The organism is Streptococcus sp. 27098_8_76, from assembly GCF_041432315.1.
Classification (GTDB): Bacteria; Bacillota; Bacilli; order Lactobacillales; family Streptococcaceae; genus Streptococcus.
This window is the reverse complement of the sequence record NZ_JAPVZI010000004.1, coordinates 159858-176338: the sequence shown is the minus strand read 5'-3', so window position 1 is coordinate 176338 and position 16481 is coordinate 159858. Positions and strand designations below refer to the sequence as shown.

Genomic DNA, 16481 nt, shown 5'->3' with positions numbered 1-16481 from the left:
AAACAGGAGCTTTTGCAGAGAATACTCGTAAATTTACATCGTTATCAAAGTCAAGTTATTCGTTTAATGACCTGAGCAATAACTTTACAGATAGCATGTTATCATTTGCATTTCTTGATGCACACTCTAGTTTTGGTCATTATAAAAATTTATTTAATAGTCCAAATGTTTTAATGGGAATTTATCAAAATAATAAAGGAGGAGCATTTTTCACTCACTCATTCTATAATACATTAAAAGATAAAATAATTTATAGTCAAAATGCGAAAAGCATGTTTGAAACTGTACATAGTAGTTTAGAAGATATGCGTAATAGTATAAAAAAAGCCAAAGAATATTTGTATAATGATTTAAACTATGCATATCTTCTGCAAGAATATGATAATTTTTTCATTGATTCTCAAAATGAGTATATTAGAACGAAAAAAGTAGATCCTGAAAAACAGAATAAACTAAACGCTATGGATGCTGAAATTAAAAAGTATGAAGAGTTACATAATGTACCTTTAGCTAAATTTGTATTTGACAATGGCTCAAATTCAGCAACTATGGTGATAAGTCATCCTCACTTAAAAATTTTACCCGTTATCTCACCTAACCAACCATTAAGAACATATACTAAGTATGAATATTTAAAAAAAGATACCAATGGAACAGTTACATTGGCTGATGGTATTACTACGGATAAATATAAAGCAATCATCAATAATGCTATCAACAAAGCTATTGATGATGATAAAAAAGTACGAAATATTACTCAACGGCTTATGTATTTTGAAACAATTCAATATGTAAATAATGTCTCTCGACCTTTTATTGACAAAATTTATAGAATTGAAGAATATTTAAATAAAAATCTCAAAAAAGTAAAAGATGAACTTGCTAAAATTCAAACTGCTCTTGCAAATGCTAAAGCAGAATTGGCAGAAACTTCACATAAATATGCTTCTGCACTTGACGCTAAAACAGAAGCTGAGAAAGAATTGGCAAGTAAAACAGCTAGTCCACTTCAAACAGAAGTCGCTGAAAAGAACTTGAAATTGGCAAACCTTGCTTTGAAAAATGCACAAGAACGTAAAGCAACCGCTGAAACAGCTGTTGAAAACTTTTCAAGAAGCCAAGCTGAAAAACAAACCGCTCTTGAAACAGCTAAAGCTGAACTAGCTACAGCTCAAACTGCTCAAAAAGATGCTGAAACTGCTCTTACAAGTGCGCAAGCAAAATTGCAAGCTGAAGAAAACAAGTTAAAAGCTCTACAAGCTGAACAAGATAAACTCTATGCAGAAAAAGACCAATTGGTGTCAGATGCTAAAGCAATTGCGACAGAATTGAGTGCTTATCTAAATGCAGACAAAAATCTTGCAGATACGCAAGCAAAAGTAGCTGATTTAGAAGCAAAACTAACTCAAGCAAAATCTTCTGCAAAATTAGCACAAGATAAATTAGACGCAGTTACAGCTAAATTAAAAGCTGAACAAGCTAAATTAGCTGAAATCCAAGAAGAGTTTGATAAGTTGGTTAAGGCTGAAAGAAAGGACTACTACAATTTATCAGGTTGGTATCTGGAGTATCTTGCAGGGAAACAAGCGGATAAGAAAACAGATACAGAACTCAAGAAAGTAGAAGATGCAAAACCTTCACAAGATGGCAACTGGATTGAGTCATCTGGTCGTTGGTGGTACAAACATGCTGACGGTTCATATACAACCAGTGGTTGGGAACAAATCAAGGATAAATGGTACTACTTTGATCACGCAGGTTGGATGAAAACTGGCTGGGTCAAAACTGGTAGCTCATGGTATTACTTGAACAACTCAGGTTCAATGGCTACAGGTTGGGTCAAAGATAACGGTACATGGTATTACCTGAACAAGTCAGGTACAATGGCTACAGGTTGGGTAAAAGATAATGGCTCATGGTATTACTTGAACAAGTCAGGTACACTGGCTACAGGTTGGATAAAAGATAATAGCTCATGGTATTACTTGAACAACTCAGGTACAATGACCACAGGTTGGGTCAAAGATAATGGTTCATGGTACTATCTTGACAAGTCAGGTGCTATGACAACAGGCTGGTTTACAGTTTCTGGTAAATGGTACTACGCCTATAGTTCAGGAGTTTTAGCAGTAAACACCACTACACCAGATGGCTATACAGTCAATACCAATGGTGAGTGGGTAGGATAAGGATGAGAAAAGGAATTTGAAATCATGAAAAATAAAAAAATATTAGTTAGTTCTTTATTAGCAGGCTCGTTGTTATCAGTGGGTCTTATGACTTCTAAACCAATGGAGGTTCATGCCTTAACAGATATGAGTGTAAAAGATACTCAAAATCCCTTGAAAATCACCTTGATAGAGACAGGAGAAATAACTATACTATTGGTTGACCTTCAAAGAAGTTCTACAACTAATGATAATACATATCTTAATTTTGATCTAGTTAATGAAGATACTGGAGAACTTGCTTCTTCATACCCTTTTGGAAGATTTGGAGGAAGTAATAGAATAAGACAGGGAATTAATATACTCCCAGTCAAAGATGGGAACTACCATCTAGATATCTACAGTTCAGATGATTTTGGAAAACGTTACTTCGGACGTTCAGAAGTTTTTAAAATCTCTGGATATAAATATTATCCGATTACGAAGGTAGAAAAATCAAAAGCGACTGAAACTCCAAAACCAGCTACTAACTCTACCTCAGGTCAGACTGGCTGGTCAGGTTCTTCTTACTACAAAGCTGGTGTTAAAGTAGTCAATCAATGGATTTTTGATGTTCAGTACAATTCTTACTTCTACCTAAATGCTTCAGGTAACTTTGTTCAAAATGCTTGGTCAGGAAGTTATTACCTCAAATCAGGTGGCTACATGGCTAAGAGCGAGTGGATTTATGACAATAACTATAAATCATACTATTACTTGACAGCAGAGGGTAGCTATGCACGTAATACCTGGGCTGGAAGTTACTACCTTAAATCAGATGGTAAAATGGCCAAGAGTGAGTGGATTTATGATAGTAGCTACCAATCTTACTATTACTTAACGTCAGAAGGAAGCTATGCTCGTAGCCAATGGGTAGGTGACTACTACCTCAAATCGAATGGTAAGATGGCAGTCAACGAACGTACCCCAGATGGCTACAAAGTAGATGGCTCAGGTAAGTGGGTAAAATAAGGAATTAGAGTTCAATATGGAAAATGTAATTGGTAAATTAAAAAGCTTATTTGAAACCAAACGTAAGGAGAGCATTGCAGGTTTAGTTGTAATTGCACTAGTGTTAATTTTTGGAATAAAGAAATTAACGACTGATCCCTTAGATGGAACTTATGAAATTTTAACAAAACGTGATCATTTAGTCATGGTGATTAAAGGAAATGCTGGGACCGTCACCTCTGAGGATTCAGACGGAGACAAAGAACAAAGACTAGTGAAAATTGATAAACAAAAGAAAGAATTGACAATCACAGACACTAAAGGAAGAAATTTAGGAAAAACAAAATATATGTTAAAAGATAAGGAACTTTATCTTCAAGAGCCAGATCAAACCTTTAACCGAGTAAAATAGACTACACATTAAAAGCTTACCTCAGTACCCTAAAAGTTACTGGGGTAAGAAATTGTATATAGGGAGAATATGAATGAAATTTAAAAAATTAATAACTCTAGCTAGTTTAGTAGGATTGATTACTTTCTTATTGCCAGTTGTTTCATCGGGTAATCAGTTTATACATCCATTAAGTGAACATGTTTCAGAATATTTAGATGCACCATTATGGTATTTATTTTTGATTTGGTATGGTGCATTTGTGATTACTTTTTTATTGTCTTTAGTAATTGGCAAAGGAAGGGTGCTTCAAATTATTACATCTATTATAGTTATTCTAGTAAGTTTATTCGGAATTTTTGTTCATTTTTCAATAACAAAAGAATTGGTTGGAAGATCGGATTTAGGTTTTGGAGCGATTCTATATTATGTCTGTGTTTTGATAAATATTTTTGCAGCAATAATGGTCATAAAAGGTGATAAAGCTATTAGTGAAAAAATGAATTAAATAATTTCATTTCAGTAGTAGTTGGGATGAATGTGATAGTAGACATTCTGTGTTATATAGTGATAAGAGAGGTTTTAGGTTAAAATGAAAAAAATTTTATTTCGCTTTCCATTTTGGTATTATTTAAATCCAATTAATTTTTTAGGTGTAGGTGTATTAGGTTTTATCACCTATTACAATACTGTAAGAATATTTTCAGAAATTGCTGAGTTTGAGAAATTTAATGTTGCTCATTCACATAATCAGTTTTTTGTAATATTAGGTATTGTGTTCCATATTATTTGGGCAATTTTAAATGTTTTATTATATCCGTATGTATTTTCTTACATTTTTAAAGTAGTCTCAAATATTATCCCAAAAGGATTTTTCTTCAGTTTAATGTTTAAGCAAATAGGTGCGGCCTATAGAGAAGAAATGGATAAAGGGGATATTTATTTAAAACATAGAATCTATTATGATTATCGTGGATATCCTACATCCATTGAACCAGTATATGATAGAGCAATTGATCGTGCACTTGACGCAGTTAGTGGAATGTTTGCGATTCAGTTTGGAATTAGGGTTGTGTGTATTAGTCTTGGGATAGTAGCTTTATTTGCATCATGGTATTTTACCATCTTTTATGGTTGGTTCTTTGCTATTAAATATAATCGTGAACATCCTATCAAAAAAAAGAGTCAAAATGAAGCAGTAAAAATGCCTTCAATGCAAAAAGTGAATCAAACTCCTGAAGTACAGGGGAGTGAATTAGATTATGAAAGTCCAATATCTAGTAATCATAGAAGTCAAGAAATGTCTTCGCAAAAAAGAAAAGTGTCTGATTTATTAACTCAAGAAAGGGTAGAAAAGGTTGGGAATATTTTGGAAAAACTGCTCTCAATCTTAATTAGAATTAGTATTGGATTTTTCAAAGTTTTAGGAAAAGTTGTATTGTTTACTTTTAAAGTTACGGGGGGAATTGCTAGAGGTATTGAGCATTCTGTGGAAGATTCAATCAGAAGAATGTTTTAGTCAGTTAAATATAAACTTAAATATTACATAAAACCGATAGATAGATTAATAAATGATAAAATCTAAATGAAATGATATCTATAAGTCATTTTATTTAGATTTTTCATGGTTTAGAAAGATATTAGAAAAATGACAACATATAAAGTAGGAACAAGTTTTACTGCATGGTCTTTTTGGGAAGCTTATTCGAAGGCTAACGATGGGGATATTCTTGCATTTGAAGAAGGTTATATGCTTGAACTACCCGCAGGAAGACACTATAAGATAGAAAAAAGCATAAAAATAGTTGGGAAAATTTCTGGGACCGAAGGTGGAGGAACGCTTTATCACAATACTATAGCAGCGACTCTGCAAATTATGAACGGCGTTACAGTTCAGTTTGAAAATATTTGGTTTCAAGTAGATGACCACCGTTGTGCGTTAGTAATAAAGGGTAATTCAAATGTAGTTCTAAATACTGTATACTTTAATGAACAATTAGAAAATAAAAAAGTTTTCATATTGGTTGAAGGTAAGTCAAAATTGTTAATCGAAAATGCAGGCAATCAATTATATAATGGTTCTCACAGCACAACATCAATTAAAGTTAGTAATTCTACTCTAGAACTAAAGCATGCTGAGTTAAATATAAAATTGAATGCAGATAAGGGCTCTTCTATTCAAATGGAAAATACAGTGATTGAGAGATGGGGTTCTAATATATTAAATATAAAAGATTCATCAGTAACTTTCATAAATACCGTCTTAAAAGGGGGGGACGCTGAACAAGAATACCCTGCTGTTTTTTTAAGTCGTTCGACTGCAAAATTACAAAATACAGAAGTCATTCAACCGTTGTATCAAGCAGCTGTTTGTTTAAAAAATAGTTCTAGTCTTGAATCAACTGGAGATTCTTTGACATCAATAAGGGCAATTAGTAGTCGAGTCTGTATAGAGCAAACGGTCATTAGGGAATCTCTTATGTTAGAATCAAATTCATTTTGTAGAGTTAGTGACTATGTTGACATCAAAGGGGAGAACGAGGAAAAAGTTGATATTTATTGTTGGGCTTCTGTCTTAATAGCAAATACAATAAAATTAAATCGTATTGTTAAACCCAATATTCGGCTTTCAAAGAATTCATACTTAATTGCGGATACTATTCTTGAAGAATTTGAAAATACGGATGGTATAATATGGGATATTTCAGATGATAGCTGTAAAATTTTGAATGAAGAGAGTACAAATTCAGAACTACAAGAGGAAATCAGTGAGACTATCGAACGCAATTATGAGGAAGAACTGTATAGCTTGATTGGTTTAAATAATGTAAAAAAAGAAGTTCAAAAATTATTAAGAACAGTAGAATTCAATCAAAAAAGATTATCAGAAGGTCTTCCAATTCAAGAACAATCTCTACATTCGGTTTTTACAGGAAATCCTGGTACAGGGAAGACAACAGTAGCAAGATTGTTAGGTAGAGTTCTCTTTGACAGAGGTGTTCTCCCTGGAGATGAATTTAAATTTATTGAGGTTTCTGAGTCGGATCTTATTGCAACTCATATTGGTGAGACAGCAGTACAAACGCAAGCAATATTGGAAAAGGCTAAAGGTGGTATTCTTTTTATTGATGAAGCATATACTTTAAATAAAGGAAAATCATCTCAACATAATTTTGGACTAGAGGCTATAAATACGATACTCAAGTATATGGAAGATTACCGCAATGAGATTATGATTATATTTGCGGGGTACACTAAAGAAATGGAACAGTTTTTTGAAACAAATCCTGGATTAAAGTCACGTGTACCAAATACATTCTTCTTTGAGGACTATTCTGGTGATGAAATTGTCGAAATGGGATTGAAAAATCTTCAGAAATCTTCGTATCAACTTGAAGACGAAGCTTATTATGCTATGAGAGTCAAGCAGGCCTATAGTCGCTCGTTAGATCATAGTAATGGACGATGGATTCGAAATTTTAATGAACACTTAATGAGAGCTTTAGCTAATCGTGTTGTTGAGACGCAGGTTGATGACTATGTGACAATTATCAATGATGATATAGATGATATTCTTCTTCAAGGCACTCAAAAACCAGAAGAAAATCAAAAAGATGCTTTGGAACAACTACAAAACTTGATAGGAATAGAGAAAGTTAAAAAACAGGTTGAACAATTTATTTCATTAGCAGAGTTGAATAAGAAGAGGGAAGAACAAGGCGCTGCTGTAAGCGAGTTCTCACTTCATTCCTTATTCTTGGGAAATCCAGGGACTGGAAAAACTACCGTAGCTCGTATCGTAGGAAAAATTCTGTATCAAAAGGGAATTATTCCTCAAAATAAATTCATAGAGGTATCTCGTAGCGATTTAGTAGCTGGGTATGTAGGGCAAACGGCTATCAAGACGCAGGAAGTATTGAAATCTGCTTTAGGAGGAGTTTTGTTCATTGATGAAGCATACACGCTATCAAATTCTAATGAAGATCGATTTGGTAAAGAAGCAATTGATGAGATTCTTAAATTCATGGAAGATCATAGAAGAGATATTGTCATTATCTTTGCTGGATATACAAAGGAAATGGAAGAATTTCTCTCAGTAAATTCAGGACTACCAAGCCGAATTCCAAATACTTTTGATTTTGAAGATTATACAGCAGATGAAATTATTCAAATTGGTTTATTAGGATTAAACAATCAAGGATACTTTATCGATGTGGACTATTATACTCAAACTATTAAATCTTTGTATAACAAAATCAATGATTGTAGTAATGGTCGCTGGATTAGAAATATTAATGAAAAAATCATTAAGAATTTATCGATTAGAGTATCACGTGAGAACGTGACTGATTTGTCGACAATAGATAAAATCGATATTGAGAGAATGATGCTAGAATATGAGAGATTATAAAAATATGGAAAATCGTTTGAAATTACTAAACAAACTACTGGTGGTTATTTGTTCTATATTAGGTTTGTTTTCACTAGTGAATTCAGCCCAAGCTGACAGTACTGACTACAACCAACTATTGCCACAAATCACTGAGAAGTGGGAGAGTAAACATCTATTTGAAAATAATATTAATAGACTTGGTTACGCTTTGAAGGATATTGACAAAAATGGGACGGATGAATTATTAATCGGTTTGACCAATGGTGAAAAATGGGAACTGTTTGAAGTATATTATATGAATGGTAATACTCCCACTCCATTATTTGATAGATTTTGGGATACAAGTCTTAGAATGGGGACAGTTATTGATACCTACACAGATGGTAGTATTATGGTGTTCGAAAGTACTCCAGGGATTATGTCATATAGATTGTTCCAACTTTCTAAAGAAAATAAGGAGGCAAGTTTAATTAAAAAAGGTGAATTTAGAGCAGGAGAAGGTGATCTAGGCGAGTTAAATCTTGATTCTAAAACAAAAATAGATACCTCAACTATTGAATATACTTCTCTAAATCTCCCGATTGTTGGAGATAATATGGATCCTAATCCCCCTATGCCCAAGCCCCTTGTTGATGCTAAAATTGGTGATGAAATTCCTCTCCCATCCGAATTAGTGGGTACTTGGATTAATAAAGAACCTAATAATGGTACTAAACCTGGTAGAGCTTCATCACTCATTTTAGGAGAAGATGGAAACTACACTGGAACCTTTAAAGATGGAGATATTAAAGGAAAATTATCTCGACTAAAAAAAGTGAGTGAGAACGGATTTATTGTCTTAAAAGAGAAAAATGACGGAGAAGCTTTCTTTTTTAGTGTAGGTTTAGGAGCAGTTTTGCTTCCTGGTGAGCGAATTGATTTTGGGCTGGTATTGGAAGGACGGAATTTATATAATGCGTCATGGTTAGTCAAAGAAGGAGAGGAAGACTATTCTAAGCCCACCATGCTCGCAACTTTTGTAAATCCAAATTATGGTCCTAAGAAAATAGAGAAAAAATCAGAGCAAGAAGTAGCGAAACAAGGAGATACAGTGCCAGAATCAACTCAAGACAGTAGTGAGGAGATAAAGCCAGAACAAAAACTATTCGGAAACATTCCAGTGTTTGCCATTGTTGCAGGAGCTGGACTCGTTCTTGTTTTAATCCTTGCTATATTTTTGTTTAAAAAATAAGATTTTATAAAATCCTTATGATTTACTATTAGATAAAAAACCTCAAGAACTAGGGTTGAAAGCTAGTTCTTGAGGTTTTTAGGTTATTCGATTTAGAGTGACTCTCAACTATCAAACTGGACTTCTTCTAGGAGATAGTCGATAAAGCGTTCGCCCATCTTAGATAGACTGGTTTTCTCATGCTGGATATAGACCAGTTCAATGGGATCATCAATATCAAGTGGGATAGAAACGATATTGTCTCCGTTGAGGTTGCTGTTCAAAATTCCTGTTGCAATCGTGTATCCATCCAGACCAATCAAGAGATTAAAGAGGGTGGCACGGTCACTAACCACAATGGATTTCTTGTGGTGCTCTTGAGAAAGAATCTCTTCTGAGAAGTAGAAGGAGTTGTGTGTCCCTTGGTCATAGCTGAGGTAAGGGAAATTCTCCAAATCAGAGAGTTTCACCTTGTCTTTCTTTGCCAGAGGATTAGTCTTGCTGACAAAGATATGCGGTTGCGCTGTGAAGAGATGGTGAGCCAGCAGGTGATTGTCATCCAGCATTTTCGTTAAAACATCACGGTTGTAGCTGTTTAAAAATAGGACACCGACCTCACTACGGAAGTTCTTGACGTCGTCGATAATTTCCCAAGTACGAGTTTCACGAAGGAAGAGCTCGTATTTCTCCATATCGCTTTTCTTGAGTAAAGAGACAAAGGCATTGACCACAAAAGCATAGTGTTGAGACGAAACGCTAAAGAGTTCGCGGTGGGCGACAGGATTTTTATAACGTTCCTCCAGAAGCTGGGTTTGCTCGACAACCTGACGGGCATAAGAGAGAAACTCCATCCCATCACGGGTCAAGGTGATTCCTTTGGGATTGCGGATAAAAATCTCAATCCCCATCTCATTTTCCAAATCTCTTACAGCGTTGGATAGACTAGGCTGAGTGATAAAGAGTTGCTTGGCTGCCTCATTCATGGAGCCAGTTTCGACGATTTTGATAATATAATGTAATTGTTGAATTCTCATGTTTTTATTGTACCACACTTGCGTCAGAATCGCCAAAGAAGATAGGAAAATAAGGGGGAGAGTATGAGTCTCTTCTTGAAAAAAAGACAAAAATTTGCTAGAATGAGTCTTATGAAAACATTCTATGATGTGCAGCAATTCCTCAAACGATTTGGTATTATTGTTTACATGGGAAAACGCTTATATGATATTGAACTGATGAAGTTGGAACTCTCACGGATTTACGATGCAGGGTTGATGGACAAATTAGACTATCTAGAAGCAGAAGCGGTTCTTCGCAGAGAGCACAAGGTAGAATTGGATTATATTGAGAAAAATGGAGAAAAGAACTAATGGTTACTTGGATTTTGTGGGCACTTATACTAGCAATGTTGACGTGGATGGGCTTTAACTATCTTCGTATTCGCCGTGCAGCTAAAATCGTAGACAATGAGGAGTTTGAAGCCTTGATTCGTACAGGTCAATTGATTGATTTGCGAGACCCAGCTGAATTTCACAGAAAGCATATCCTTGGAGCCCGCAATATTCCTTCAAGTCAGTTGAAGACTAGTCTTGCAGCTCTTCGTAAGGATAAACCTGTCCTTCTTTACGAAAACCAACGTGCGCAACGAGTTACAAATGCTGCCCTTTACTTGAAAAAACAAGGTTTTTCTGAGATTTATATCCTTTCTTATGGTTTGGATTCTTGGAAAGGGAAAGTCAAAGTTGAGAAATAAGAAAACGAGCTTGGATGTTTCCGAGCTCATTTTTTAACCACTTTTTCTGAGAAAGTCACGAATGCTTGCTAATTCTTGGGAGTTTAAGGGGCGATAGTCTCCCTCTTGAAGATTATCATCCAAACTCCAAGGGCCAAAATGGGTACGTTTGAGGGAGGTTACCTTAACACCAACCGAGAGGAACATTTTCTTGATTTGATGAAATTTTCCTTCTGAAATAGTGATAGAAGCTTGGCTGTGGGAAAGACTTGCAGATAGAATCTCTAGTCTTGCAGGTTTACAGACAGTACCATCTAAAAAGACAATTCCCTTTTGAAAGGCTTGGATATGGTCAGGTGTCAGAAGTCCATTAACCTCAACTCGATAAGTCTTATCGACATGATATTGGGGATGGAGGAGCTGAAAGCCCAAGGGACCGTTATCGGTCAAGAGGAGGAGGCCAGTCGTATCTCGGTCCAGTCGACCGACGGCATAGAGCTTGTCAGACTGGACGTCAGGCGGAAGGAGGTCCATGACAGTTGGAAGTTTCTTGTCTTTGTTGGCTGTAACGACACCAGCAGGCTTATGAAGCATAAGATAGGTGTGCTCATAGCCTCGAATGATTTGGTCTTGAAAAAGGAGTTTTTGTAGTCCTGTATCGATATTTTGGGCTAGGGAGCGGGCTGGGCAACCATCGACGAGAATGTCCCCTTTGAGTAAGGCTTGTTTCATGGCCTTTCGGCTGACTTTTTCTTGGGCTAATAAATTATCTAAACGCATACTGTGCCTATCTTATCATAAGTTGTTTACTTTGAAAAGGCTTGACGTGAAAAGAAAAGCAGAGTGAAAACATTTACACTTGCTTGAGTTATGTTATTTACCTGAAATTATGGTATAATCGTTCAGTTAGAAAATAAATTTTGAATATTATAGAGGAAATCATGACAAAATTAAGAGAAGATATCCGTAACATTGCGATTATCGCCCACGTTGACCACGGTAAAACAACCCTCGTTGATGAATTATTGAAACAATCAGAAACGCTTGATGCACGTACTGAATTGGCAGAACGTGCTATGGACTCAAACGATATCGAAAAAGAGCGTGGAATTACCATCCTTGCTAAAAATACAGCTGTTGCCTACAACGGAACTCGTATCAATATCATGGACACACCAGGACACGCGGACTTTGGTGGAGAAGTTGAGCGTATCATGAAAATGGTTGACGGTGTTGTCTTGGTCGTAGATGCCTACGAAGGAACAATGCCACAAACTCGTTTCGTATTGAAAAAAGCTTTGGAACAAGACCTTGTCCCAATCGTGGTTGTTAACAAAATCGACAAACCATCAGCTCGCCCAGCTGAAGTAGTGGACGAAGTCTTGGAACTGTTCATCGAGCTTGGTGCAGATGACGACCAGCTTGATTTCCCAGTGGTGTATGCTTCAGCGATCAACGGAACTTCTTCATTGTCAGATGATCCAGCTGACCAAGAAGCTACTATGGCACCAATCTTTGATACGATTATCGATCATATCCCAGCTCCAGTAGATAACTCAGATGAGCCTTTGCAGTTCCAAGTGTCACTTTTGGACTACAATGACTTCGTTGGACGTATTGGTATCGGTCGTGTCTTCCGTGGTACTGTTAAGGTTGGGGACCAAGTTACCCTTTCTAAACTAGATGGTACAACTAAAAACTTCCGTGTTACAAAACTCTTCGGTTTCTTTGGTTTGGAACGTCGTGAAATCCAAGAAGCCAAAGCAGGTGACTTGATTGCCGTTTCAGGTATGGAAGATATCTTTGTCGGTGAAACCATTACTCCGACAGATGCAGTAGAAGCTCTTCCAATCCTACATATCGATGAGCCAACTCTTCAAATGACTTTCTTGGTCAACAACTCACCATTTGCTGGTAAAGAAGGTAAATGGGTAACTTCTCGTAAGGTAGAAGAACGTTTGCAGGCAGAATTGCAAACAGACGTTTCCCTTCGTGTTGACCCAACTGATTCACCAGATAAATGGACTGTTTCAGGACGTGGAGAATTGCACTTGTCAATCCTTATCGAAACAATGCGTCGTGAGGGATATGAACTTCAAGTATCTCGTCCAGAAGTTATCGTAAAAGAAATCGACGGTGTTAAATGTGAACCATTTGAACGTGTTCAAATCGATACTCCAGAAGAATACCAAGGTTCTGTTATCCAAAGCCTTTCTGAACGTAAGGGTGAAATGTTGGATATGATTTCAACTGGTAATGGTCAAACTCGTTTGGTCTTCCTTGTTCCAGCGCGTGGTTTGATTGGATACTCAACTGAGTTCTTGTCAATGACTCGTGGTTACGGTATCATTAACCATACCTTCGACCAGTACTTGCCATTGATTCCAGGTGAAATTGGTGGTCGTCATCGTGGTGCCCTTGTTTCTATCGATGCTGGTAAGGCTACAACTTACTCAATCATGTCTATTGAAGAACGTGGTACAATCTTTGTCAACCCAGGTACTGAGGTTTATGAAGGAATGATTATTGGTGAAAACTCTCGTGAAAATGACTTGACAGTTAACATCACTAAGGCAAAACAAATGACCAACGTTCGTTCAGCTACTAAGGACCAAACAGCTGTAATCAAGACACCTCGTATCTTGACACTTGAAGAGTCTCTTGAGTTCTTGAACGACGATGAGTATATGGAAGTAACGCCTGAGTCTATCCGTTTGCGTAAACAAATCCTTAACAAGGCAGAGCGTGAGAAAGCTAACAAGAAGAAAAAATCAGCTGAATAAGAGCTAGAAAGAGATAAAGATGGTTTATTTAATCATAGGAATCCTCTTATTACTACTCTATGTATTTGCGACACCAGAAAGCATTAAAGGAACAGTCAATATCGTTCTTGTCGTCTTTGCTTTCGTAGCACTTTTGATTTTGCTGATGCTGTCTGTCCTGCAAATCTTTCAGTTACCGACGGAATTCTTTATCGCAATCGCCATGCTCTTCCTAGCATACTTTAGCTTGCGAGATATTACCCTCATGTCGGTCCATAAAAGTAAAAGAAGATAAAAGAGAGTTTCGGCTCTCTTTTTTTGTAGTAATTTTACAATAGTTTGAATTGCCTTTTAGTCAATATTATCTCTTTTACTTGGATAGTATGAATGGGGAAAACTGAAATAAAAATCCTTACTGACATCTATTTCTAAGGAAGCTTTAAAATTCTATTACTAATGATATCTTAGTAAAATATGTTGATAGATTATATAGAAAGTGATATACTTAAGTTATAAGAAATCGTTTTCAAAATAAGAAAGGATTAAATTTATACTCAATGAAAATCAAAGAGCAAACTAGGAAGCTAGCCGCAGGTTGCTCAAAGCACTGCTTTGAGGTTGTAGATAAGACTGACGAAGTCAGTTACATATATCTACGGCAAGGCGACGTTGACGCGGTTTGAAGAGATTTTTGAAGAGTATTATTGTCTTGTTGTTCAGGGTGTGATTGATTAAAATAGGGATATAATTCTAAGGATTTATAAAAGATAAAATCTTTGTTCTATAGGGTTATTCTCTTATACAAGGAGTCTACTATGAAGAAACTATTCATATTACTATCAACTTTTTTTCTCAGCTTCTTCCTTGCTTGGATTATTGTCTTACGTGCGCCACAATATTTGTATGCAAGCTATGATTCCGTCTCCTTACTTCGTGTCAAAAAGGATACTCAGGAACCGACGCGTGAGGTATTTGAACAGGAATTGGAGAATTTTGCAAACTCAGAACAGAGTTTAATAGCTAGAAGAATTGTAGAGCCGAGTAAGGATGGGACGACTCACTTTACTTATGCAACTTATGGTCAGGGAACATTACCAAAAGAATTCCAAGAAGCTAGCCAAGAAAATCGTGAACGTAGTGATCCGCTAAATAGTTATCTCCTTTTGTCAGGCTCCTTGACGAAAGAAAAGCTAGCCGATAAATTAGGAGATTTGGGTTATAAAGCAATTCCTGACCGAAAGACACCGCCCTATTCTCTTGCTTTTAGGATGTTACTAATTCCCCTTATTTTAATTAGTTTAGCAATATTTGGCTTATCTTTCTTTGCTCTAGTGATTATCACTCGGATTAAGGAAATGAGAGCTGCAGGTATAAAACTCTTTTCTGGTCAGACTCTCTTATCCATCATGGGGCATTCTTTATCTACTGATATCAAATGGCTCCTTCTATCAGCCCTCCTTTCCTTCCTAGGTGGGGGAGTCGTTCTTTTTAGTCAAGGTTTGTTTTATCCTATCTTGTTAGCCACCTATGGTTTTGGGATTAGTTTCTATCTTTTGTTTTTATTGGGGATTTCAATTTTACTAATGCTCCTTTATCTAATGAGTTTGAGTTATAAAGCATTAGTTCCCGTTATTAAGGGAAGATTACCCCTTAAACGCCTGATGGCTTTAACCCTATTGTGTCAGTTAGTAGCTGTTTTTACAGTGGGCTACGCTGTTAAGACAGGCTTGACGTCTTACCAACGATTGAAAGAACTTGAAATTTCAAAACAAGCATGGCAGGACAGAGCAGACTATTACCAGATTTCCTTTGGCTTAGGTGATAGAGTAAAAGATACAGAAAATCAGAATAAGTGGTATGCCTTTGCCAAGGAAGCAATCGAAGAAGAACAGGCTCTATTTGTAAAAGATAATCTCATTCATTTTGCAAATCCTCAAGGAAAAAATGAACAGGGAGAGACACTGGATACCTATAGTCCAGATGCTAATACGCTCTATGTTAGTCCCAGTTATTTGGACAAGGAAAATGTTACTGTAAATGATGATACTAGACAGAAACTAGCTCATCTTCAAAAAGGGGAGTTTGGACTCTTATTACCAGAATCTCTTCGTTCACAGGAAGCAGAACTTAAGAAAGCTTTTGAAGAAAGATTGAGTTATTATGGAAAATCTGGTGAGGAGGCAAGTGCTCCTTTAGAGTATGAAATGAGAGCGATTGTTAGCTATCTTCCAACTGGAGAAAAGCGATTTATTTATAATAACGGTGAAAGCCCAGTATCCATCCAGTACTTAACTGATCCGATTTTAGTTGTATTTACTCCAACATCTACAGGTGATAGTATCATTTCCAAATCTAGTTGGTCTATCAATGCTGGTAAGAATATCTTTGTCAAAGGATATGAAGATGGGATTAAACTCTTGAAAAATGCAGGAATTTATGAGCAAGTATCCTATCTTAAAGAAGGAAGAAGTGTTTATCTAACTCGTTATAATGAAGTTCAAACTGAAACAGCAACTTTAATCTTAGGAGCTATTGTGGGGATAGCTAGTTCCTTGTTACTCTTTTATTCTGTCAATCTTCTATATTTCGAGCAATTCCGTCGAGATATCTTGATTAAACGAATTTCAGGTTTACGATTTTTTGAAACACATGCTCAGTATATGGTTAGCCAATTTGCCAGTTTTGTATTTGGTGCTAGTCTCTTTATTTTAAGCAGTCGAGACTTGGTGATTGGTTTGCTCACTTTATTAGTCTTTCTAGCTAGTGCAGTTTTGACGCTTTACCGTCAAGCTCATAAAGAATCTCGTGTTTCTATGACAATTATGAAAGGAAAATAGG

The 16481-nt window shown here is 36.1% G+C and carries 13 protein-coding genes and 1 pseudogene; 12 read left to right on the top strand and 2 right to left on the bottom strand.

Translation table 11 applies throughout. From position 1 onward, the window contains the following. Window positions 1-1712 precede the first annotated feature (1712 nt). From O3636_RS04255 to O3636_RS04225, 7 genes and pseudogenes are all read left to right on the top strand, one after another. Window positions 1713-2189, top strand: a pseudogene (locus O3636_RS04255) (choline-binding protein A); the annotation flags it as partial. Window positions 2190-2213: 24 nt separating this feature from the next. Then, a complete protein-coding gene (locus O3636_RS04250) occupies window positions 2214-3179 on the top strand; it encodes a choline-binding protein C (RefSeq protein WP_371641883.1) in 966 nt (321 codons plus the stop codon). A gap of 16 nt (window positions 3180-3195) precedes the next feature. Beyond that, entirely contained in the window at window positions 3196-3570 is a 375-nt protein-coding gene (locus O3636_RS04245; RefSeq protein WP_000432464.1) for a hypothetical protein, read from the top strand. 73 nt (window positions 3571-3643) lie between these two features. Beyond that, window positions 3644-4057, top strand: a complete 414-nt coding sequence (locus tag O3636_RS04240; RefSeq protein ID WP_261053716.1) for a hypothetical protein — start codon at window positions 3644-3646, stop codon at window positions 4055-4057. Between the two features lie 84 nt (window positions 4058-4141). Further along, the gene (locus tag O3636_RS04235) at window positions 4142-5068 is read left to right on the top strand and encodes a hypothetical protein (RefSeq protein ID WP_261053718.1); all 927 of its coding nucleotides are present in this window, start codon (window positions 4142-4144) and stop codon (window positions 5066-5068) included. Window positions 5069-5197: 129 nt separating this feature from the next. Then, window positions 5198-7960, top strand: a complete 2763-nt coding sequence (locus tag O3636_RS04230) for an AAA family ATPase (protein ID WP_371641880.1) — start codon at window positions 5198-5200, stop codon at window positions 7958-7960. Further along, entirely contained in the window at window positions 7947-9173 is a 1227-nt protein-coding gene (locus O3636_RS04225; RefSeq protein WP_261053723.1) for a hypothetical protein, read from the top strand. The genes O3636_RS04230 and O3636_RS04225 overlap by 14 nt, the downstream gene beginning before the upstream one ends. A 104-nt stretch (window positions 9174-9277) precedes the next feature. On the opposite strand, the gene O3636_RS04220 is transcribed toward O3636_RS04225, so the two are convergent. Beyond that, window positions 9278-10186, bottom strand: a complete 909-nt coding sequence (locus O3636_RS04220) for a LysR family transcriptional regulator (RefSeq protein WP_001222592.1) — start codon at window positions 10184-10186, stop codon at window positions 9278-9280. A gap of 63 nt (window positions 10187-10249) precedes the next feature. Between O3636_RS04220 and O3636_RS04215 the strand changes: the two genes are divergently transcribed. Then, window positions 10250-10519, top strand: a complete 270-nt coding sequence (locus tag O3636_RS04215) for a YqgQ family protein (RefSeq protein ID WP_112443446.1) — start codon at window positions 10250-10252, stop codon at window positions 10517-10519. Further along, a complete protein-coding gene (locus O3636_RS04210; protein ID WP_261033237.1) occupies window positions 10519-10902 on the top strand; it encodes a rhodanese-like domain-containing protein in 384 nt (127 codons plus the stop codon). Before O3636_RS04215 ends, O3636_RS04210 begins: the two co-directional genes overlap by 1 nt. Before the next feature lie 33 nt (window positions 10903-10935). On the opposite strand, the gene O3636_RS04205 is transcribed toward O3636_RS04210, so the two are convergent. Beyond that, window positions 10936-11661 (bottom strand): 16S rRNA pseudouridine(516) synthase, encoded by a 726-nt coding sequence (locus tag O3636_RS04205; RefSeq protein ID WP_371641877.1) that lies wholly within the window; start codon window positions 11659-11661, stop codon window positions 10936-10938. A gap of 161 nt (window positions 11662-11822) precedes the next feature. Between O3636_RS04205 and typA the strand changes: the two genes are divergently transcribed. The 3 genes from typA (at window position 11823) to O3636_RS04190 (ending at window position 16480) form a co-directional block, all read left to right on the top strand. Continuing rightward, window positions 11823-13664, top strand: coding sequence for a translational GTPase TypA (gene typA, locus O3636_RS04200; protein ID WP_371641875.1), 1842 nt, complete (start codon window positions 11823-11825; stop codon window positions 13662-13664). Window positions 13665-13683: 19 nt separating this feature from the next. Further along, entirely contained in the window at window positions 13684-13938 is a 255-nt protein-coding gene (locus O3636_RS04195) for a DUF3165 family protein (protein ID WP_000262657.1), read from the top strand. A gap of 520 nt (window positions 13939-14458) precedes the next feature. After that, window positions 14459-16480, top strand: a complete 2022-nt coding sequence (locus tag O3636_RS04190) for a bacteriocin-associated integral membrane family protein (RefSeq protein WP_371641872.1) — start codon at window positions 14459-14461, stop codon at window positions 16478-16480. The last annotated feature ends 1 nt before the right edge of the window (window position 16481 follow it).